Here is a 19,770-nt window from a genome sequence, read left to right as displayed (position 1 = left end):
GCGGCCGGCCGGACCCGAGCCGGCCCCGAGGCTGCCGTGAGCCGGCCGTGCGGCGGGGCCCCGGTGCCATCCGCGGTCTGTTGCCGGGATCAGGGAACTTGTCCACAGGAAATCCACACTGTTAATAACTTACAGCTGTGTAATTCAGTACCGGCCGGGGATCTCATCAGTGGCTTTGCGCCCCGCTGTGGCCTCGGAACCCGGCTGAACCGCATGAAGACCCGGAACCTTATGAACAATGTGGATAAGTTTCCCCAGACTTGTGCACAGCTGTGGATAACGAAGCGGGAGCTCGCCGGGTCATCGACGGGTCACTGCGGCCAGACGCCCGATGACCCGCGCCGGTGGCTGTCCAGCAGATGGGTGTCCACCATTCCGATGGCCTCCATGAGCGCGAACATCGTGGTGGGCCCTACGAAGGCGAAGCCCTTCTTGCGCAGCGCCTTGGAGAGCGCGATGGACTCGGCCGAGGTGGTGGGGACCTCATCGAGGGAGTCCGGCCGGGGTGTGGCGTCCGGCTGGAACGCCCATACGAAGTCAACCAGGCCGCCGTCGTCCCTCAACGCCAGAGTAGCGCGGGCATTGGTGATGGTTGCCTGGATCTTCAGCCGGTTCCGGACAATCCCGGCATCGAGCATGAGCCGCTCCACATCGGCGTCCGTGAAGCGTGCCACCAGTTCCGGATCGAAGTCCTTGAACGCCGCGCGGAAAGCGGGCCGCTTGCGCAGGATTGTCGCCCATGAAAGCCCCGCCTGGAATCCCTCGAGGCTGATGCGTTCGTAGAGGCCCTGTTCGTCCCGGACGGGCATGCCCCACTCGGAGTCGTAATACTCGCGCAGCATGGGATCCACGGAGGCCCACGCCGGCCGCGCCAGTCCGTCGTCGCCAATGGTCGAGCCGTTTACTGCCGGGGTCATCTGGATTCCTTCGCTGGGCAGGGATTAGTGCTGTGGGTTAACGGCGGCGGGCCGGCACACTGTGTGTACCGGCCCGTCAGGGATGTGCGCCGCGCGGGCCTGGTGTCAGGAACGCCAGCGTGTGGTCATCAGGAAGCCGATGATCGCGATTCCGAAGCCGGCAACGATGTTCAACGAGCCCCAAGCCTGAACCGGGAAGGCGCCCTCGGTGATGTAGAACGTGATGATCCACAGCAGGCCAATGATCATCAGGCCAAACATGACGGGCTTGAACCAGACCGGATTGGGCTTGTAGGCCTCCGCGGCAGAAGTCTGCGGGGCCACACGGGCAGTCCTTTTACGCGGCTTCGACTCGGGCACTGATCCTCCTTGGCGGGCTGGAACAAGAGCGGCCAACGTGGCTTGATATCCTGCAGGAAGCGAGCCCCCGCCGGCCAACGTGCTCTTGGTCGAGCTTGAATTCTTGTGTCGCACAATTCTAGCTGTAGTTCCGGCCACGCCGTGGACCCCTGCAACCGTCTTGGAGGAGAACCGCAGTGCTGGAGTTGGAGCAGGAATCCGGCCGGACGGCTAGCAGCCGCCGCGGGCTGCTCCTGCGCACCATCCACGTCGCGGGCGAGTTGCTCCTGACCGTGGGCATCATTGTCCTGCTCTTTGTGGCCTGGCAGTTGTGGTGGACGAATGTGGACTCCGACGCCCGGCAGCGCGAGGCGGTGCACGACTTTGCCCGCTGGATTGGAACAGCCGCTCCCGCATCGCCGCCTCTGCCGTCGGCTGTTGCCCCGGAACCCGCCGTCGCGCCCGAACCGGCCGAGGGCGCGACCATCGGCATCCTGTATGTTCCCCGTTTCGGCGCCGGCTACACGCGTCCCATCGTTCAGGGCACGACTCCGGCGGTGTTGGACACCCTGGGCATCGGGCATTATCCGGGCACGGCCATGCCAGGGGCTGCGGGAAACTTCGCCGTGGCAGGGCACCGGCAGACCCACGGCGCCGTCCTGGACCACATCGACGCCCTGGTGCCTGGGGACCGGATCTACGTCCAGACCCGTGAGGGCTACTATGTCTACGTGTTCCGGAACAGCCAGACAGTCCTCCCCTCGCGGACCGATGTGCTGTTGCCGGTGCCGATGCGGCCGGGCGCCGCACCGACGGAGAGCTACCTGACCATGACGAGCTGCAACCCGCGCTTTGGCTCCGAGGAACGCTTTGTGGCCTACGCCCTGCTGGAGCGGTGGCAGTCCCTTTCGGCTGGACCGCCGGCTGAAATTTCCCGGGCGGCCCGCGCGGCCGGGGAAGGCTGACGAATGTATGGCTGGCTTTTCCGCCGCCTTCCCGGGCCCTTGTGGCTCAGGATTGCGACCGCGCTGGTGCTGGCGGCCGGAGCACTGGTATTGATGGTTCAGTTCCTTTTTCCCTGGCTGGCGCAATTCACCCAGTTAACAGATTCAACGATTGGTTCGGCAAGGCACCCATGAGCACAACCAAAATCCTGGTCGTAGACAACTACGACAGCTTTGTCTACACCCTGGTCGGCTATCTCCAGGAGCTCGGTGCGGAGACCACCGTAGTCCGCAACGACGACGTCACGCTCGCCGAGGCGATCGAAATGGCCGAGGCGCGGGACGGGGTCCTTATCTCTCCCGGGCCGGGGAATCCAGCCGGGGCCGGCGTCTGCATTGAGCTGATCAAGTGGTGCGGCAGCCACGACAAGCCCATGCTGGGTGTCTGCCTGGGGCACCAGGCGCTGGCGGAGGCCTACGGCGGAACCGTGACGCACGCCCCCGAACTGATGCACGGCAAGACTTCCCTCGTCGAACACCATGGAACCAGCGTCTTTGCGGGGCTCCCCTCGCCCCTCACGGCCACCCGCTACCATTCGCTGGCCGCTGTCCGCGAGAGCATCCCGGAGGTCCTGGAAATCACCGCGGAAACGGGCACCGGTGTGGTGATGGGCCTGCAGCACCGTACCGCCCCGCTGTGCGGCGTCCAGTTCCACCCGGAATCCGTCCTGACCGAAGGCGGCTACCAGATGCTCGGCAACTGGCTGGAGTCACTGGGCATGGCGGGCGCTGCCGAACGGGCAGCGGACCTGAGCCCGCTCATCAAACACTGACCCGGCAGGCCCCGAAAGCGCCGGAGCGGCGATAGCCGGCACCTTCGGTCTTTCCCGACCGGGTTAGGGGAACAGTCCGCCCAGGGCCGCGTCCTCTTTGGACGCGCTCTTGGTCGGCGTCGGCGTCGGCGTGGGCGACGGCGGGGGCGGCGGCGCCGGTGCCTTCGCCACGGTCACGGTGATGGTCTTGCCCTGCTCGACGAGCGAATCCGCGGCGTCGGCCTGGCCTGTCACCTTGCCCGGAGCCACCTGGGAGTTCTCCACTTCGGTGGCCTTGAGCACCAGGCCCTGTTCCTTCAGTTTCGCCTCCGCCTCCGCCAGCGGCAGCCCGATCAGCTGCGGCACAGCCACCTTGCCCGTGGAGACGACGATTTCGACCGCGTCCGCCACGGCCACAACCTGGCCCGGGGCCGGGTTGGTGGTGATGACAATGCCGACCGGAACCGTGGGGTTGTTGGACATCTTGGTGGTGAGGGCGCCAGTCAGCCCCGTTTGGTGGAGAAGATCGCGGGCTGCCGCCTCGGTCCGGCCGGGCAGGTCCGTCGGGATGGTGATCGCGCTGGGGCCCTCGGAGATGTTGAGGATGATGTCCGAGTTGGCGTCCATGGAACTCCCCGACGTCGGCACGGTGCCAATCGCGGTGCCTTTGGGAATGCTCTCGTGCTGCAGCCGTTGGAGCTGTGGCTTGAAACCTGCGTTGTACAGCCTTTGCAGGGCCTCTGATTCCGTCAGGGACGTCACCGTGGGAACCAGAACCTTGGTCGCCTGCGGCGGGGCCTGGTTCATGAGGTTGTACAGCCACAGGCCGCCGCCGGCCAGCACCAGCAGTGTGAGAACCACGAGCGTCGCGATCCAGGTACGGCGCCGCGTCTTCTGGCGCGGGGTGTGCTCGCGTTCGACCGGCAGCGCCAGCGGCAGGCTGCCGGTGTCCGCAATGCCATAGAGTTCGGTGCCCGCCGGCTGCAGCACTTCCTCGTCGTCGGGTGTTTCTTCGGCGGGCCGGAGCCGGCCGCCGGGGGAATCGTCGAGGAACTTGGCGCCGGTCAGGGAGAAGGCTGCCGTGGGCGCCAGGGGGTCGTGCCGGGGAACCTCGTTGGTGGGGTCGGTGGGGGCCTCGCTGGCGGAAGGCGCCGTGACCGGAACGCCGCTGCGCGCGGCCCGCAGGGCGCGGCGGAAGGCAGCGGCGTCCTGGAAACGGTCGGCGCGGTTCTTCTGCAGGGCCTTCATCAACACGCTGTCCAGCGCGGCGGAGACGTCGGGATTGAGGCTGCTGGCGGGCTCGGGGATCTCACGAACGTGCTGGTAGGCCACCGAGACGGGGCTGTCGCCGATGAACGGCGGCCGGCCGGTCAGCATCTCGTAGAGAAGGCATCCGGCGGAGTACAGGTCGCTGCGCGCGTCGACGGCTTCGCCCCGGGCCTGTTCCGGGGACAGGTACTGCGCCGTGCCGACGACGGCCTGCGTCTGTGTCATGGTGGCGGACGAATCCGCAATGGCGCGGGCGATTCCGAAGTCCATGACCTTGACGCTGTTTGAATCGGGGCAAAACATCACGTTGGCGGGCTTGATGTCGCGGTGCACGATCCCGGCCTTGTGGCTGTAATCGAGCGCGGACAGCACACCCAGGGTGAAGTCGATCGCCTGGTCGATGGTGACGTCCTTGGCCCGCACCATGTCGCGGATGGTCTTGCCGGAAACGAACTCCATCACGATGTAGGGCACCCGGACGCTGTCGTCGTGGTCACCGGGGACCGCGTGGTCCCCGGTGTCGAAGACAGCCACGATCGAGGGGTGGTTGAGTGCCGCGACAGCCTGGGCCTCGCGCTTGAAGCGGGCCTGGAACTGCGGATCCCGGGCCAGGTCCGGGCGCAACAGCTTGACGGCCACGGTACGTCCCAGCCGGGTATCGAGGCCGCGGAAAACATCCGCCATACCGCCACGGCCGATCAGCTCACCCAGCTCATAGCGCCCGCTGAGGACGCGCTGCGTGTTCGCCGGGCGTTCCTCCCTGTGCGACGGAGTGCGGGGTGTATTGCTCATGATCGTTTAGGGTCCGGACTTGGTAGCTGAAGGTGAAGGGGATGCGGCCGTTGCCTTGGCGAGGTGGTAGGTCACGACGCTTCCCGCGGTCACTTTGGACCCGGAAGGAGGCTGGGAGCTCACGAAAGTGCCCGGATCTTCCTTCTTGTTCGTGGGACTGACGTCGGCTCCCTTGGCCCAGCGCAGCCCGGCGTCCTGGATTGCCTGCTGGACTTCAGCTTCGCTGGCGCCCGCCTTGATGGACGGGACCTCGACCATTTCCGGGCCCTTGGAGTAGCTGACCGTGATGGTGGTGCCCGGCTGGACCGCGCCGGAGGGATCGATGTTGGTGACGGTGCCTGGCGTCGCGTCGTTGACGACCTCGACACCGGTGACTTGCAGCCCCTTGCCGATCAGCTCATTGCGGACATCGTTGTACGGCCGCCCCAGGTAGGCATCCGGGATCAGGTTGACCGCGGCCGGGGTGGATTCGGTGGGTGTCGCGGAGCTGGGCGTGGGGGTGGGGGTCTCGGTCGGGGAAGCCGACGACGCCGACGGCGTGGCACTGCTCGGTTTCGCGATGCTGGACGTGGCACTGCTCGCGGCCGGACCCTGCGAGGGGAAGAGACTGCCGGCCTGGCTCAGGACCACGCCGACCAGGGCGAAGACCACCAGCAGGATCAGCGCAATAAGCGGCCACGTCCACGGGCTGCGTCCGCGGCGCTTCGGCTCCTCCTCCGGCTCGTCGTAGTCTTCTTCCTCCTCTTCCTGCACCCAGCTTCGCTCGGCCGCCAGGGCATCGGCGCGGTTGAGGGCGTTGCGGGCGCCGTAGCCACTGGCTGCGGCAGCGCCTGCTGCCAGGCCCGCGGCTGCACCTGCACCGGCGGCGCCCACGACGGGCAGCGCGGACGTCGCCGACGTCGACTTGTCCTCTGCGGCGCTGGAGCCAATAACGCTGGTGGCCGCTGTGGGGACGTCGACGGGGGCCGTGATGGGCCCGGTGGCTGCCTCGAAAAGCAGCATGCCCGGTACGGCTGCGTGTGCGGCGGCGATATCACCGTTGCGGATGGCCTCGGCCGCCTCGGACAGCTTGATGGCGTCGGCCGGCCGGTTCTTCGGATCCTTGGCCAGCATGGACATCAGCAGCGCGCGGACGGGCCTGGGCAGTGTGTCCGGCAGCGGCGGAGGCGCGTCGTTGACCTGGGCCAGCGCGATGGCGATCTGGGATTCCCCGGAGAACGGCCGGTGGCCCGTGAGGCACTCATAGCCGATCACGCCAAGGGAGTAGATGTCCGAGGCTCCGGTGGCCGTCTGGCCCGTGGCCTGTTCGGGTGCCAGGTACTGGGCGGTGCCCATCACCTGGCCGGTCTGGGTCAGCGGAACCTGGTCGGCCAGGCGGGCGATGCCGAAGTCGGTGACCTTGACCCGGCCGTCGGGGGTGATGAGCAGGTTTCCGGGCTTGACGTCCCGGTGCACGAGGCCCTGCGCGTGGGCGACGGCCAGGGCCCGCGCCGTCTGGGCGATCATCGAAAGGGTGCGGTCCGGGGACAGCACCTGTTCGTGCTCGATGATGCTGCTCAGCGGCTGGCCCGGAACCAGTTCCATGACCAGGTAGGCGGAACCCTCTTCCTCGCCGTAATCGAAGACGTTGGCGATGCCCACGTGGTTCAGGAGGGCGGTATGGCGTGCCTCGGCGCGGAAGCGCTGCAGGAAACCGGGGTCGCCCGTGTATTCCTCCTTGAGCACCTTGATGGCGACGATGCGGCCAAGGATCAGGTCTTTGGCTTTCCAGACTTCTCCCATGCCGCCGATCGCAATGCGCGTGGTCAGCTGGAATCTGCCGCCGAGGGTGATTCCCGAAGTAGGCCTCACTTATTCAACACCGCCTCAAAAATCTTCTTCGCGTTCGGACTGGTTAGATTTGCGCCAGTGGTGATGTCTACGCCTTCCATGACGATGGTGACGGCCACTTGCGGGTCATTTGCCGGGGCGAACCCGGTAAACCAAGAATTGTTCAGGCCGTTGCCGAGTTCTGCGGTACCGGTCTTGCCGGCCACCTGGACACCGGGCACGGCCGCACGGTGTGCGATGCCGTCGTCGACGACGCTGACCATCCACTCGTTGATCTGCCGTGCGATCTCCGGACTCGTGGCGGTGCGCAGGGCCTGGGGTTTCGGTTCGCTGATCGTCCGCAGGTCGGGGGCGCGTACGGCCTTGATCAGGTTCGGCTGCATCTGCACTCCGTCGTTGGCGATCGCCGCCGTCATGGTGTTGATCTGCAGCGGTGTGGCGCGGACGTCGCGCTGGCCGATCGAGGACTGCGCCAGCCCGGCGTCGTCCAGCGGTTCGCTCGGAAAGAAGCTTGGGGCGCTGTCCAGCTTGAGCTGGTCGCCGAAGTCCTGGCCGAAGCCGAATTTCTCCGCCTCGTCCCCGATGGCCTTCTGCCCCAGGTCCAGGGCGATGCTGGCGAACGGTGTGTTGCAGGACTGCTGCAGGGCAAACGCGAACGACGCCGTCGTGCGCGTGTAGCAGTTGCCGCCCGCGTAGTTGGGCAGCTTGTAGTCGATGCCCGGGAAGGACATCTCGGCCGGGTTGGGCAGGTCGCTGTCCTTGTTGTACTTGCCCGATTTCAGCGCCGCAGAGGTGTCAATGAGCTTGAACACCGATCCGGGTGCCAGCAGCTCGCCCGTGGGTCCAGAGACGTTCTGGTTCAGGTTGATCCCGGGGACCTGGTTCAGCTCGGTGTAATTGGCCTGTTCGGCGGCCGGGTCCTGGGTGGCAATCAGGTTGGGGTCATAGGACGGTTTGGACACCATGGCCAGGACCGCGCCGGTCTTCGGGTTGGTGACCACGATGTGCCCGCGAATGCCGTCCGGGATGAGGTCGTAGGCAAGCTTCTGGAGTTTGGGGTCCAGGGTCAGCTCCACGGACGCGCCCTTGGGCTGGTTGCCGAGGAACAACTGGCCCACCCGGTCCAGGAACTGCTGGTCCGAACTGCCGGCCAGGACATCGTTCATCGACTTCTCGAGTCCGGTGAGGCCGTAGTTCTTGGAGAAGTAGCCGGTGACGCCCGCGTAGAGCTCGGGCTGGGAGTAGGTCCGCTGGAATTTGCAGCTCTCCGTGGCGGGCACGGACTCTGCCACCGGGGTGCCGCCGACAATGATCGCACCGCGGTCGTTGCAGTAGTTCTGCAGGATGGCGCGCCTGTTCCAGGCGTTGGCCTTAAGCTCGTCGGCGCCAACCACCTGCACATAGCTGAGCGCGCCGAAGACCAGCACGAACATCGCGATGGCGGCAATCCATGAATTGCGGATGGCCTGGTTCACAGCTGTTTCACCGCCTCGGTGGGTGCGTCGGGACTGTTTCGGGGATCCGGCGCCGGTTTGGCAGGCAGCACGGGGAAGTTCTTGCGCGCACCGGGTTCCTGGCCGGGCGGCAGCGGCGTTGTATCCACCGGGCCGCGCGCGGAGTGCGAAATCATGAGCAGCAGACCCACAATGATCCAGTTCGCCAGGAGCGAGGACCCGCCGGCGGCGAGGAACGGCGTCGTAAGTCCGGTCAGCGGGATCAGGCGCGTCACGCCGCCGATCACCACAAAGCACTGCAGCGCGATCGCGAACGAGAGCCCGGTGGCGAGCAGTTTGCCGAACGCGTCGCGGGTGCCCAGCGCGGCGCGGAAGCCCCGGGTGAACAGCAGCAGGTACATCAGGACGATCGCGAAGACGCCGATCAGGCCCAGTTCCTCGCCGAAGGAGGCGATGATCATGTCGCTGTTGGCGAAGGGTACGAGGTTGGGCCGGCCCTGGCCGAGGCCTGTGCCGACCAGGCCGCCGTTGGCCATGCCGAACAGGCCCTCGACAATTTGGAGGCTGCCGCCGAACTGCCGCCCGTAGACCTCATCGGTGAACGCGTTGAGCCAGCCGTCGATCCGCAGGGCCACGTGCGAGAACACACGGGCAGCGACGAAGCCGCCGACGGCAATCAACACGAGGCCGATGATCACCCAGCTGATGCGGCTCGTGGCGACGTAGATCATGACGAGGAACAAGCCGAAGAACAGGATCGAGGATCCGAGGTCACGCTGGAAGACCAGCACGCCGATGCTCACAAGCCAGGCGGTGATCATGGGGCCCATGTCCTTGAACCGCGGGAACTGCACCGGGCCGATCTTGCGGCCCGCCAGCAGGATGAGGTCCCGGTTCGACGACAGATAGCCGGCAAAGAAGATGGCCAGCGTGATCTTGGCGATTTCACCCGGCTGGAAGGTCATGGAACCGATCTTGATCCAGACGCTGGCACCCAGGACCTCTCCGGCGGAGATGCCGGGAACCAGCGGCAGGATGAGGAGCACGGCGCTGATGGCCAGGGAGATATAGGTAAAGCGGCGCAGGATCCGGTGGTCCTTGAGGAACCAAATGACCGCGATCGCGACCGCCATGGCCACCAGGGTCCAGCGCAGCTGGTTGTTGCCGGTGTCTTCGCCCACCCTGTCCAGCCGGTGGATCATGGCCAGGCCCAGCCCGTTAAGCGCGACCACGAGCGGAAGTATTACCGGGTCGGCATATTTTGCGCGGAGCCGCAGCACCACATGGAAGGCGAGGGCGGCCAGCGCCAGGAGCCCGGACTGGAACCAGAAGTCGGTGTCGAACGCTTTTTGCCGGTCCACGCCCACGAGTGCCTGGGCACCAATTCCTACGGCGAGGGCGAGGACCAGGAGGACAAGCTCTACGTTTCGTCGTGGCCTGGGCACGGGGTCGATGGGTGTCATTTGGCCCCCTCGCAATTCGTAGTCGGGGTGGCGGATGGCGAAGGCTTGGCCGCTCCAGGCGAGGCTGTGGCACTTGGCGACGCCGTAGAGCCCGGCTTGGCCGTGGTGCCGGGGGAGGGGGTGGCACCGGCGGCTGTCGCTGCGGGGGACGGGGTGAGGCATTCATCGGCCGGGGCGGTCGTGCCTGTGCGTTCCAGGTTTTTGACGATCCGCTGCGCGTCGTAGAGGTCGCGGGCGGGCACAGTCTGCCGCACCCGCTGCTGCGAAAATTCGGGAAGGTCGGACATCTTGATATCGGTTACCGCTTCGAGAGTGGAAAGCTGGATTGGCCCGAGACGCTGGGAGACGCCGTTGAAGATGGCCACATGCTGATCGTGTTCGCCGATGTAGTAGCGCGTCTGGGTCCAGGCGTAGCCAAGCCAGAGTCCGACGGCCAGCAGCGCGACGATCGCGGCGGCAATGGATACCGTCAGCCACCGGCGCGGCCGTCCGGCGGGCCTGAAGTCGTCTGCCTCCTCGCGGTCCTGTTCGGACTTGTGCGTGAGGACGGTGGCCGCGCGCCGGGCCACGGTGCGTCCGGCGATGGAAGGAATGGACCCTGATTCCGCCGCTGCGGCGGCGGCCCCGACAAGTTCGTGCGGGCGCATGGAGAGTTCTTCCCGCAGGACTTCGGCCGAGAGGTGTTCGCCCAGATGCGGGTCGGTGGTGGTCTCGGGCTCCTTGCCCTCGGCGGCCTTCTGTGCGGCGGCGGCCGGCGATGTGCCGTCGGCCGGGGACCCTGGGGCCGGGTCGGCCGGCGGCGGCCCCGAGGCTCCTGCCGCGGCGGCCAGCGCGGCGGACCCGGTGTCCTGGGTGGAGGAGTCCTTCTTTAGGGACCCGCCGGGGGTTTTCGCGGCACCAACGGTGCTGCCGGCCAGGGGCCCGGCCGATGCGTTGGGCGCTGATGTCCCGGCGGCCGCTGCGGGCGCTGGCACGACGTCGACGGCGGCGGTCCGGACGTCATCGCGGGTCGGCTCGGCAATGTCGAGTACCACCACGGTCACGTTGTCCGGGGCGCCGGCCTCCAGCGTGAGTTCAACCAGCAGTTCGGCGCATTCGCCCAGGTCCTTCGTCTCCCGGACGGTGCGCTCCACGACGTGGCCGGCCACATAGTTCAGGCCGTCCGAGCAGAGCAGCCATCGTTCCCCGGCCTGGACAGCCAGTGTGTCGAGATCCAGCTCCGGGCTGGCATCGACGTCCCCCAGCACGCGCATGAGGACGTTTTTGTGCGGATGCGTTTCGGCCTCTTCGGGGCGGAGCCTGCCCTCATCGATGAGCCGCTGGACAAAGGTGTGGTCGACGCTGACCTGTTCGAACTCGCCGTCGCGCAGCCGGTAGGCCCGGGAGTCACCGATGTGGGCGAAGTGGAGCTTTCCTTCGGCGAGGAGCAGGGCCGTGACCGTGGTGCCCATCCCGGCGAGCTTGGGATTCATGTGGACCAGTTCGGACAGCAGGGAGTTGGCTGTCTGGATTTCGTCGGCGAGGACGGTGCCGGCGTCGCCATCGTAGTCGTCATGGTCCAGGTGGATCATGTCCAGGACGGTCGCGGCGGAGGCAACATCGCCGCCGGCATGGCCACCCATGCCGTCGGCAACGACGGCGAGGTGCCGGCCGACGTAGGCGGAGTCGTCATTCTTGGCGCGGATGCGGCCGACGTCTGACCGCGCGGCGTAGCGCATGATGAGCGGCCGCTTCGGGGCAGTTGTCTTGCCTTCGGCCCTGTCTGCGGGAAATTCCGGGGCAGCCACGGCTACGGCCTCAATTCGATGACCGTCTTGCCGATTCTCACGGGGACGCCCAGCTCCACCGGGAGTGCCCGGGTCAGCTGCTGGTCTGCCAGATACGTGCCATTAGTGGAGCCGAGGTCCTCGATGAACCAGCGGCTGCCCTGTGGGAACAGGCGGGCATGGCGGCCCGAGGCGTAGTCGTCCTCCAGGACCAGGGTGGCTTCCTGTGCCCGGCCCAGGAGGATGGGGCTCGCCGCGAGGGCGATGGTGGTGCCCTTCAACGGTCCCTCGGTCACGATCAGCTGGCGGGCCTGCTGTTTGACGGGGGCAGGCGGCGGTTCGGCAAGGGAAGGATTCTTGCGCACCTGGCGTGCCGTGGGGGCGCCGGCGGCTGCCTTGCGGCCGATCATCAGATCGCGGCGCATGGCCGAGACAATGCTGAAGATCAGCACCCACAGGAGGATGAGGAACCCGAAACGCAGGGCCGTGATGGTCAATTCGCTCATGCGCGGCCGCCTGGGTGGGCGGGCAGTAGGCGGAAGATGATTTTGGTTCGTCCCATCATGATCGTGGCGCCGTCAGCAAGATCCGAACTGCCCACGATCTTTTGGCCGTTGACGTAGCTGCCGTTCGTGGAGCCGAGATCGATCGCCTGGGCCGTACCAGGCCCAGTCCGGATTTCCAGGTGGCGGCGCGAAACGCCGGTGTCGTCAATAAGGATGTCTGCTTCGGAGGACCGTCCGAGGACGATTGAGGGCGCGTTCAGCGAATAGCGCTGGCCGTCGATGTCCAGTACAGGCTGAAGCTGTGCAGGCTGGCGTGTCGGAGCCGCGGGTACGTTGCCGTGAATGCCCGGCTGAGCCGGGACGGAAGGGGCGGAGGCTTTCTCGGTCCGCGAGGTGATGTCGAAATTCCCTGCGCGGTGCTCCTCATCGCGGCGGAAACTGATCCGGACCGGGCCCTGGAGGGTGTACCCCTGGCTGCGGACATGGTTGATGACGACGTCGCACAGCTCCTCCGCGAGCGGTGTGCCCCATTCCTGGGCGCGCTGGAAGTCATCGCTGCTGAGGAGTACGTCAAAAACGTTAGGGGCCAGGGTGCGTCCCGCGGCAATCGTGATGGCCTTGTTGTCCACCTCGGTGCGGAGGCGGCTCGCGATCTCGACAGGCTCAACCTGGGCGCGGGAACCGGTGGAGAAGACTCCGCGGACGGCCTTTTCGATGCCGCGCTCGACTTTGTCCAGCAATCCCATGGTCCTTCTCCTTTCCTGGTGGCTGCGGGGCAGCGTTCGTTCCGGAACTCGGTTTCCAACTTTTGCGAGCCCGCGCTCAGCGGACACTCCTACATCAGATACTACTGGGCGTGTCTGGGAATGGCCTCAACGGACGCCGCCGGGGCGACGTCAAAAAGAGTGCCCGCCGCGCCCTGACGTGCGCGGACACCGCCGCCGGGACGGCCGCGGCGGGTCCCCGCGTGACGCCCGGCGGCGGGGCAAACGTGGCCGGCAAACGACCCCAATCAGGGGGCTCTGGGGCTCGATTGGTGTTTTCCGGCAATTGTCCGTTATGCTTGATCTCGCTGCTTTTACGAGGTTGGCGGTCCGGGAAACCGGCCCTATCCGAGTGGAAGAAGTTGCGCGCGAGTGGCGGAACGGCAGACGCGCTGGCTTCAGGTGCCAGTGTCCGAAAGGGCGTGGGGGTTCAAATCCCCCCTCGCGCACGCAATCGAAAGAACCCCGGTCTTGGACCGGGGTTCTTTTGTTTAACCCACGCGGGAGAACCGGCGTCGGGGTTTTCCGGTTTCCCCACATTCGAAGGCTTCCTCCGGCGTGTTGCGCCGACCCGCCGGTGTGGGGCGGCGCCGGTCCGTCAAAAGTGGGGAAACTCCGCAGCAGCGGACCACCCGGCAAGACCACGCGGCAAGACCGCTAGGCTGCCCGCAGCGCCCCGAGCCCGGCGAGGAGTGCCTCGAGTCCCAGCTTGAAGGCGACGTCGGCCGGTTTCTCATGGCCTTCCTCGGCCAGGCGCTGGACGGCGGCCGTGAAGTGCGGTGTCGACGCGGCCATGGTGCCGGAATCGAAGATGTCCGCGGGTGCCGTGACGTCGTAGGCGGAGCCAAAGATGAACGATTCGATCGCGACAATGGCCGGGACAATGCGCTCCTGCGGAAAGCCTGCGCGGCTGAAACCGGCACTGACGGCCTCATACATGGCCAGCGTCTTGGGCGCGTCGGTCACGGGCAGTACGGCAATGACGGGAATCAGCGGGGTGTGCTTGGAAAATACATCGCGGTAGCTCCAGGCCCAATCCCTCACGGCCTGTTCCCAGTCCCCGGCCTCGAAGGCGGTGACGTCCACGAACGAGGTCAAGTGGTCCTGGACGAGCACCAGCACGTCCCGTTTGGACGAGACATGGTTGTACAGCGCCGAGGGAGCCACGTTGAGGGTCCTCGCCAGGGCAGCCATGGTGAACCCGTCGTAGCCGCTCTTGCCAATCAGCTGCAGGGCCGCCGAAGTGATGCCGTTCTGGTCCAGCACGGCCGCGGCGGGCCGTCCCGCGCGGCGGCGGGGCCCGGCGGCGGGTCCGTGCGGATCGGCGGGGGCGCTGGTTGCTGCCGTCATTCCGGGCCTTTCGTTTCTGCTTGTCTACTCTGCTTGGTTGGCGGGTTCGGGGTGAGCCCGTTCTGCCCCTACTTTACGGGCGAAATTCATTAGGGGAGGGTCTTCCCCGAAGCGCGCGAAAGGTCTATCATTCTAAATGAACGCCATTCATTTAGTGGTCCGCATCACTCTAGCGGCCACAGGGAGGAACATCATGCTGGAACTTGACCGCGACGTCGTCATCGTAGGAGCCGGTCCGTCAGGCTTGACCGCCGCCCGCGAGCTGAAAAAGGCCGGACTCAGTGTGGCGGTGCTCGAGGCGCGGGACCGCGTGGGCGGCCGGACCTGGACCGACACGGTTGACGGGGCCATGCTCGAGATCGGCGGCCAGTGGGTCTCGCCGGACCAGACCGGGCTCCTGGGGCTCCTGGATGAGCTAGGACTGCAGACCTATTCCCGCTACCGTGACGGCGAATCCGTCTACATTGGTGCGGACGGCAAGCGCACCCTGTACACCGGTGACAGCTTCCCGGTCAGCGAAACCACCGCCGTCGAAATGGACAAGCTCACGGCACTGCTGGACTCCCTGGCCGCGGAGATGGCTCCCGAGGAGCCGTGGGCCCACCCCAAGGCCCGCGAGCTGGACACCATCTCCTTTCACCACTGGCTGCGGCAGAACTCAACAGATGAGGAAGCCTGCAACAACATCGGACTGTTCATCGCCGGCGGCATGCTGACCAAGCCGGCCCACGCCTTCTCCGCCCTGCAGGCCGTCCTCATGGCTGCCTCGGCGGGGTCCTTCACCAACCTCACGGATGAGGACTTCATCCTGGACAAGCGGGTTGTCGGCGGGATGCAGCAGGTTTCGCTGCTGCAGGCCGCGGAACTGGGCGACGACGTCGTCCTCGGCAGCCCGGTCCGCACCATCAACTGGGCCGATGACGCGAGCGGCGGCTACCGTGTCACTGCTGTCTCCGACCGGGCCACGGTGAACGCACGTTTCGTCATCATGGCCGTGCCGCCGAACCTCTACACCCGGGTGTCCTTCAACCCGCCGTTGCCCCGCCGCCAGCACCAGATGCACCAGCACCAGTCACTTGGCCTGGTCATCAAGGTCCACGCCGTCTACAGCAGCCCGTTCTGGCGCGAAGACGGCCTGTCCGGAACCGCCTTCGGCGCCGGCGCCATTGTGCAGGAGGTCTACGACAACACCAACCACGAGGACCCGCGCGGCACGCTGGTGGGCTTTGTCTCGGATGAGAAGGCCGACGCCATGTTCGAGCTCAGCGCGGAGGACCGTCGCCGCGCCATCCTCGAGTCGATTGCGTCCTTCCTCGGCGAAAAGGCCCTGGAACCCGAGGTCTACTACGAGTCCGACTGGGGTTCGGAGGAATGGACCCGGGGGGCTTACGCCGCCAGCTACGACCTTGGCGGACTGCACCGCTACGGCAAGGACCAGCTGACGCCGGTGGGGCCGATCTACTGGTCCTGCTCGGATCTTGCGGCCGAGGGCTACCAGCATGTTGACGGCGCCGTCCGGATGGGGCAGCTCACGGCGGCCCGGATCGTCGCTGCAGCGGACCGTGCGTCCGTCGCCTCGTAGAAGATCCCAACAATTCAGTTGAATGCAGTCCAGTTCAGTTAGGAGAGCGGCCAGATGCGTTACGTAGTGGGGTATTCAGCCAATGCCAGGGGCCATGATGCGGTCAATCTGGCCGTCTCCCTGGCGCTCGGGCGGGGGGCGAGTCTGGACCTTGTGCTGGTGGTGCCCGAAGTGCAGCAGTCCGGGCATGCCCTCGCGCCGAAGGCGGGCTTCGAAAATCTGCTCACCGAGCAGGCCCAGGAGTGGCTCGACCAGGCCATGGCGCTGGTTCCATCCAGTGTCCCCGCGCAGGCCCACATCCGCAGCCATGATTCCGACGCGCACGCACTGATCGAGGCGGCCGAGGAACTGGGCGCGGACATGCTCATCATCGGGGCCACCAGCACCGGGCTCTTCAAACGGTTCACGATCGGGTCGGTGGCCAGTGCACTGCTCCACGCCTCGACCGTTCCGGTGGCCCTGGCACCGCACGGCTACCACCGCCAGGAGGCCTTGACCCGGATCAGCTGCGGGCTCGGAACCCGGGCCGGCGCGGAGAAGCTGCTCGAATTCGCCCTGGGCATGGCGGCGAACCGGGACGTGCCGCTGCGCGTGGTGTCGCTTCTGGCCCTCGACGGCGATGCGGCCGATTCAGCCGACGCAGCCCGGGAGTATGCGGCCAAGTGCCTTGCCGACGCACTGGCTGCCGGCGGGCCGGCAGACCCGGGCGAGGCGAAGGCAGAGGTCCCGGGGGAGGCCAAGACGGAAGCCCAGGTAGAGGCGAAGACGGAAATCGTCGTCGCCCACGGGCGCAGCATCGAGGAAGCCGTGGACCGCCTGGACTGGGAAGACGGCGAGGTCCTGTTGATCGGATCCAGCCGGCTTGCCAAGGGCCGCTCCATCTTCCTCGGCAGCACAGCGGGCCGCATTCTGCGCGCCCTGCCGGTGCCGATGATCGTGGTCCCCAGCGACTATGAACTCAAGCACGTCAATCATTCAGCGTCGAGTGACACCCCCCGAGAGGCACAACAATGAGCGCAGACCATGCGATGTCCAAGCCGTCGCAGACAGGACAGCAGACAGGACAGCACACCGGATCGCAGACCGAACAGCAGCACGGACTGAGTGAAAAGGGCTTGAAAGCCGGATCGGTGGGGCTCATTGGCGCCGTCGTCATCGGCATTTCCTGTATCGCCCCGGCATACACGCTCACGGCCGCCCTGGGTCCCACCGTGGCCGAGGTCGGCGTGCAACTGCCGGCGATCTTCCTGGTGGGCTTTGTCCCCATGCTGCTGGTGGCCTTCGGCTACCGGGAGCTGAACAACGCCATGCCCGACGCCGGGACCTCCTTCACCTGGGCCTCGCGGGCGTTCGGACCCTGGATTGGCTGGATGGGCGGCTGGGGACTCATCGCCGCCACCATCATCGTGCTCTCGAACCTGGCCGCCGTCGCGGTGGACTTCTTCTACCTCATGCTGGCGCAGATCTTCGGCAATCCCGAACTCGCCGACCTCACCACCAACCTGCCGCTGAATATCGCGACCACGCTGGTGTTTATCGCCCTCGCGTGCTGGATCTCCTACCGCGGCATGGAAACCACCAAGACCGTCCAGTACGTTCTCGTGGGATTTCAGTTGCTGGTCCTCGCCTGGTTCTCGATCTCAGCGTTCAGCCACGTCGCCAACGGAACCGCCTTTGACGCCACGGCCATCTCCCCGGACTGGTTTAACCCGTTCGCCGTGGGATCCTTCTCCGCCTTCGCCGCCGGCGTTTCGCTGTCCATCTTCATCTACTGGGGCTGGGACGTGACGCTGACCATGAACGAGGAGACCAAGAACCCGGAGAAAACGCCGGGACGTGCCGCCACCATCACCGTGCTGGTCATCGTGATCATCTACATGACGGTTGCCCTGGCCACGCTGAGCTACGCCGGCGTCGGCGACACAGGGCTGGGCGCCGGAAACCCGGAGAACCAGGGCAGTATCTTCGCCGTCCTGGCGGGACCGGTGATGGGCCCGTTCGCCATCCTGATGTCCCTGGCCATCCTGAGCAGCTCCGCCGCGTCCCTGCAGTCAACATTTGTCTCGCCGGCGCGGACCCTGCTGTCCATGGGCCATTACCGGGCGCTGCCGCAGAAGTTCGGCAGGATCAGCCCCACGTACAAGTCGCCGAGCTATGCCACGATCGCCTCGGCCGTCGCGGCCGCCGCGTTCTATGTCATCACGCGGACCACGTCGGAAAACGCGCTGTGGGACACCATCACGGCCCTGGGCATGATGATCTGCTTCTATTACGGCATCACGGCGTTGGCCTGTGTCTGGTTCTTCCGCGCCGAGGCGTTCAGCGGAGCGAGGGCCTTCTTCTTCAAGTTCCTCGCGCCACTCCTGGGCGGCGTCATCCTGCTGGTCATGTTCGTCAAGACCGCCTACGACTCCATGGATCCCGCGTACGGATCGGGGTCGTCGATCGGCGGTGTGGGGCTGGTCTTCATCCTGGGCATGGGCGTCATCCTGCTGGGCGTGGTGCTCATGCTGGTCATGGCCAAGCTCCGCCCCGAGTTCTTCAGGGGCCAGGTCCTGACCCGCGGGCACTGAGCCCACTGCCGGTTCAGGGAAGATCCCGGGAAGGTCCCCGGCCGGCAGCCATTGGAAAGTAAGCACACTTACCAATAGGCTGTCCGGAGGGGGACCTTCCTCCGTCGGAACCAGAACGAGGTGAGAGCATGTCGGATGCCGAAAGCATCAGCAAGGTCACGGACATCATCAACGATTCGCACATCGGAATGTTCACCACCATCAACGAGGCAGGCGCGCTCGTCAGCCGGCCGCTGGCCGTCCAGGAGGTCAAGGACGACGGCGACATGTGGTTTTTCACGTCGGCGACCACCTCTCAGGTGGCCCACATCCGCGCCAACCCGGCGGTGAACGTCTCCTTCGGCAAGCGCACCGAGTGGGTTTCGGTGGCCGGGACCGCTGAAGTGGTCACTGACCGGCAACTGATCCACGACATGTGGAATCAGGTGGTGGAGGCCTGGTTCCCGGACGGCCCGGACACCCCTGAGGTGGTCCTGCTCCACGTCGACTCGGACTCCGCCGAGTACTGGACCAGCCCGGGCGGCACGGCGGCGACCGTGTTGCAGTGGATCAAGTCCAAGGTGACCAGCAGCCGGATGAGCGTCGGCGACAGCGGCACGGTCGAGCTGTAGCGCGCTGAACCGCGCCACCGTCCGGTCTCACCGGTGGATATAGCCGCTTGATATCGCCGCTCCGTATGATCGCTCAGTATCACCGCTCTGGGCCGATGACGGCCGGTCGGGACCGGACTGCTCCTAGTCGATGATTTTCAGGCCGGTGCCCCAGTTAAAGGTTGGATACGCAGGGCTAACCTGCAGCGCCATGACCAGCAGCATGAAGCCCTCGAGTTCGCGGGCGTGGCGCAGTCCGCCCACCTGGAGCGGACGCAGCCCGGCGGCTTCGGCGAAGACCGCAACCTCGTTGCGGGCCTCTTCGGAGTCCGAGGCGATGAAGACATCCATCGGCTGGCCACCGGCTTCCCCGGACCCGAGCGGGCCGGCGAAGGTGGTGTTGAAGGCTTTCACCACCCGTGCGCCCGGGAGCAGTGCGGCGATTTCCTCCGCCGCCGACGTCCCCGGGTCGACCACCAGCGAGTCGAAGGTTTCGGTGTCAATCGGATTGCTGATGTCCACCACCGTCTTGCCGCTGAGCGTGTCGCCGAAATGCGTGGCAACTTCCTTGGCCGGGCCGAAGTACAGCGCGAGGACGACGATGTCGCCCTCGGGAACCTCGCTCAGGCCGCCGGAGCTGGTGGTGCCGCCAAGTTCAGCAGCGAGCTTGGCGGCATTCTCCGGCGTCCGGTCCAGGATCTGGACGGAGCGCCCGGCGGCGACAGCCCGGGTCCCGATCGCCCGTGCCATGTTGCCGCTGCCGATGATCGTGATGTCAGTCATGATGGAACCTTTCCAAGGTGGCCGCGAACTGCCGGA

The 19,770-nt window shown here is 66.2% G+C and carries 17 protein-coding genes and 1 tRNA gene; 7 read left to right on the top strand and 11 right to left on the bottom strand.

Annotated features, from left to right (window positions below):
- Nucleotides 1-311 precede the first annotated feature (311 nt).
- A complete protein-coding gene (locus tag Y706_RS0121730) occupies nt 312-917 on the bottom strand; it encodes a DNA-3-methyladenine glycosylase I (protein ID WP_028278235.1) in 606 nt (201 codons plus the stop codon).
- A gap of 105 nt (nt 918-1,022) precedes the next feature.
- Nucleotides 1,023-1,277, bottom strand: coding sequence for a cell division protein CrgA (locus Y706_RS0121725; protein WP_028278234.1), 255 nt, complete (start codon nt 1,275-1,277; stop codon nt 1,023-1,025).
- Between the two features lie 176 nt (nt 1,278-1,453).
- On the opposite strand from Y706_RS0121725, the gene Y706_RS0121720 reads away from it, so the two are divergent.
- Nucleotides 1,454-2,221, top strand: coding sequence for a class E sortase (locus tag Y706_RS0121720; RefSeq protein ID WP_084476316.1), 768 nt, complete (start codon nt 1,454-1,456; stop codon nt 2,219-2,221).
- 170 nt (nt 2,222-2,391) lie between these two features.
- On the top strand, nt 2,392-3,033 hold the full coding sequence (locus Y706_RS0121715; RefSeq protein WP_028278232.1) for an anthranilate synthase component II: 642 nt from the start codon (nt 2,392-2,394) through the stop codon (nt 3,031-3,033).
- Between the two features lie 63 nt (nt 3,034-3,096).
- Here Y706_RS0121715 and pknB read toward each other — a convergent pair whose 3' ends face one another.
- The 7 genes from pknB to Y706_RS0121680 are packed head-to-tail and all read right to left on the bottom strand — an operon-like array spanning nt 3,097 to nt 12,838.
- Nucleotides 3,097-5,073, bottom strand: a complete 1,977-nt coding sequence (gene pknB / locus Y706_RS0121710; protein WP_028278231.1) for a Stk1 family PASTA domain-containing Ser/Thr kinase — start codon at nt 5,071-5,073, stop codon at nt 3,097-3,099.
- 6 nt (nt 5,074-5,079) lie between these two features.
- The gene (locus tag Y706_RS0121705; protein WP_028278230.1) at nt 5,080-6,924 is read right to left on the bottom strand and encodes a protein kinase domain-containing protein; all 1,845 of its coding nucleotides are present in this window, start codon (nt 6,922-6,924) and stop codon (nt 5,080-5,082) included.
- Complete coding sequence (locus Y706_RS0121700) at nt 6,921-8,378, bottom strand: peptidoglycan D,D-transpeptidase FtsI family protein (protein ID WP_028278229.1); 1,458 nt, start codon at nt 8,376-8,378, stop codon at nt 6,921-6,923. Before Y706_RS0121700 ends, Y706_RS0121705 begins: the two co-directional genes overlap by 4 nt.
- Nucleotides 8,375-9,820: an FtsW/RodA/SpoVE family cell cycle protein gene (locus Y706_RS0121695; protein ID WP_028278228.1), complete on the bottom strand. Its 1,446-nt coding sequence runs from the start codon at nt 9,818-9,820 to the stop codon at nt 8,375-8,377. Before Y706_RS0121695 ends, Y706_RS0121700 begins: the two co-directional genes overlap by 4 nt.
- Nucleotides 9,817-11,607, bottom strand: a complete 1,791-nt coding sequence (locus Y706_RS0121690) for a PP2C family protein-serine/threonine phosphatase (RefSeq protein ID WP_028278227.1) — start codon at nt 11,605-11,607, stop codon at nt 9,817-9,819. The genes Y706_RS0121695 and Y706_RS0121690 overlap by 4 nt, the downstream gene beginning before the upstream one ends.
- A gap of 2 nt (nt 11,608-11,609) precedes the next feature.
- Entirely contained in the window at nt 11,610-12,092 is a 483-nt protein-coding gene (locus tag Y706_RS0121685; RefSeq protein ID WP_018775647.1) for an FHA domain-containing protein FhaB/FipA, read from the bottom strand.
- A complete protein-coding gene (locus Y706_RS0121680) occupies nt 12,089-12,838 on the bottom strand; it encodes an FhaA domain-containing protein (protein ID WP_028278226.1) in 750 nt (249 codons plus the stop codon). Before Y706_RS0121680 ends, Y706_RS0121685 begins: the two co-directional genes overlap by 4 nt.
- A 384-nt stretch (nt 12,839-13,222) precedes the next feature.
- On the opposite strand from Y706_RS0121680, the gene Y706_RS0121675 reads away from it, so the two are divergent.
- Nucleotides 13,223-13,305: transfer RNA gene (locus tag Y706_RS0121675), tRNA-Leu, on the top strand.
- A 208-nt stretch (nt 13,306-13,513) separates the two neighbouring features.
- On the opposite strand, the gene Y706_RS0121670 is transcribed toward Y706_RS0121675, so the two are convergent.
- Nucleotides 13,514-14,206 carry a TetR/AcrR family transcriptional regulator gene (locus Y706_RS0121670; RefSeq protein ID WP_028278225.1) on the bottom strand — a complete coding sequence of 231 codons (693 nt, stop codon included), beginning with the start codon at nt 14,204-14,206 and terminating at the stop codon, nt 13,514-13,516.
- A gap of 193 nt (nt 14,207-14,399) precedes the next feature.
- Here Y706_RS0121670 and Y706_RS0121665 point away from each other — a divergent pair, with 193 nt between their 5' ends.
- The 4 genes from Y706_RS0121665 (at nt 14,400) to Y706_RS0121650 (ending at nt 18,972) form a co-directional block, all read left to right on the top strand.
- Entirely contained in the window at nt 14,400-15,788 is a 1,389-nt protein-coding gene (locus Y706_RS0121665; protein WP_028278224.1) for a flavin monoamine oxidase family protein, read from the top strand.
- Between the two features lie 54 nt (nt 15,789-15,842).
- Nucleotides 15,843-16,802, top strand: a complete 960-nt coding sequence (locus tag Y706_RS0121660; protein WP_028278223.1) for a universal stress protein — start codon at nt 15,843-15,845, stop codon at nt 16,800-16,802.
- Complete coding sequence (locus Y706_RS0121655; protein WP_253906868.1) at nt 16,799-18,361, top strand: APC family permease; 1,563 nt, start codon at nt 16,799-16,801, stop codon at nt 18,359-18,361. The genes Y706_RS0121660 and Y706_RS0121655 overlap by 4 nt, the downstream gene beginning before the upstream one ends.
- Nucleotides 18,362-18,489: 128 nt before the next feature.
- Nucleotides 18,490-18,972, top strand: a complete 483-nt coding sequence (locus tag Y706_RS0121650) for a pyridoxamine 5'-phosphate oxidase family protein (protein WP_028278221.1) — start codon at nt 18,490-18,492, stop codon at nt 18,970-18,972.
- 123 nt (nt 18,973-19,095) lie between these two features.
- Here the strand turns inward: Y706_RS0121650 and Y706_RS0121645 are convergent, their stop codons facing one another.
- Entirely contained in the window at nt 19,096-19,734 is a 639-nt protein-coding gene (locus tag Y706_RS0121645) for an NADPH-dependent F420 reductase (RefSeq protein WP_028278220.1), read from the bottom strand.
- Nucleotides 19,735-19,770: the final 36 nt, after the last annotated feature.

Origin of the sequence: Arthrobacter sp. I3 (assembly GCF_000520575.1) — a bacterium.
Lineage (GTDB): Bacteria > Actinomycetota > Actinomycetes > Actinomycetales > Micrococcaceae > Arthrobacter > Arthrobacter humicola_A.
Note: the sequence above shows the minus strand (reverse complement) of the source record. Positions and strands in the feature narration are given on the sequence as shown.

Bases quoted from the DNA above. Each gene is read 5' to 3' on its own strand.
- Y706_RS0121730 (WP_028278235.1), bottom strand. From the start codon at position 917: ATGACCCCGGCAGTAAACGGCTCGACCATTGGCGACGACGGACTGGCG.
- Y706_RS0121715 (WP_028278232.1), top strand. From the start codon at position 2,392: ATGAGCACAACCAAAATCCTGGTCGTAGACAACTACGACAGCTTTGTC.
- pknB (WP_028278231.1), bottom strand. From the start codon at position 5,073: ATGAGCAATACACCCCGCACTCCGTCGCACAGGGAGGAACGCCCGGCG.
- Y706_RS0121695 (WP_028278228.1), bottom strand. From the start codon at position 9,820: ATGACACCCATCGACCCCGTGCCCAGGCCACGACGAAACGTAGAGCTT.
- Y706_RS0121685 (WP_018775647.1), bottom strand. From the start codon at position 12,092: ATGAGCGAATTGACCATCACGGCCCTGCGTTTCGGGTTCCTCATCCTC.
- Y706_RS0121680 (WP_028278226.1), bottom strand. From the start codon at position 12,838: ATGGGATTGCTGGACAAAGTCGAGCGCGGCATCGAAAAGGCCGTCCGC.
- Y706_RS0121670 (WP_028278225.1), bottom strand. From the start codon at position 14,206: ATGACGGCAGCAACCAGCGCCCCCGCCGATCCGCACGGACCCGCCGCC.
- Y706_RS0121665 (WP_028278224.1), top strand. From the start codon at position 14,400: ATGCTGGAACTTGACCGCGACGTCGTCATCGTAGGAGCCGGTCCGTCA.
- Y706_RS0121660 (WP_028278223.1), top strand. From the start codon at position 15,843: ATGCGTTACGTAGTGGGGTATTCAGCCAATGCCAGGGGCCATGATGCG.
- Y706_RS0121655 (WP_253906868.1), top strand. From the start codon at position 16,799: ATGAGCGCAGACCATGCGATGTCCAAGCCGTCGCAGACAGGACAGCAG.
- Y706_RS0121650 (WP_028278221.1), top strand. From the start codon at position 18,490: ATGTCGGATGCCGAAAGCATCAGCAAGGTCACGGACATCATCAACGAT.
- Y706_RS0121645 (WP_028278220.1), bottom strand. From the start codon at position 19,734: ATGACTGACATCACGATCATCGGCAGCGGCAACATGGCACGGGCGATC.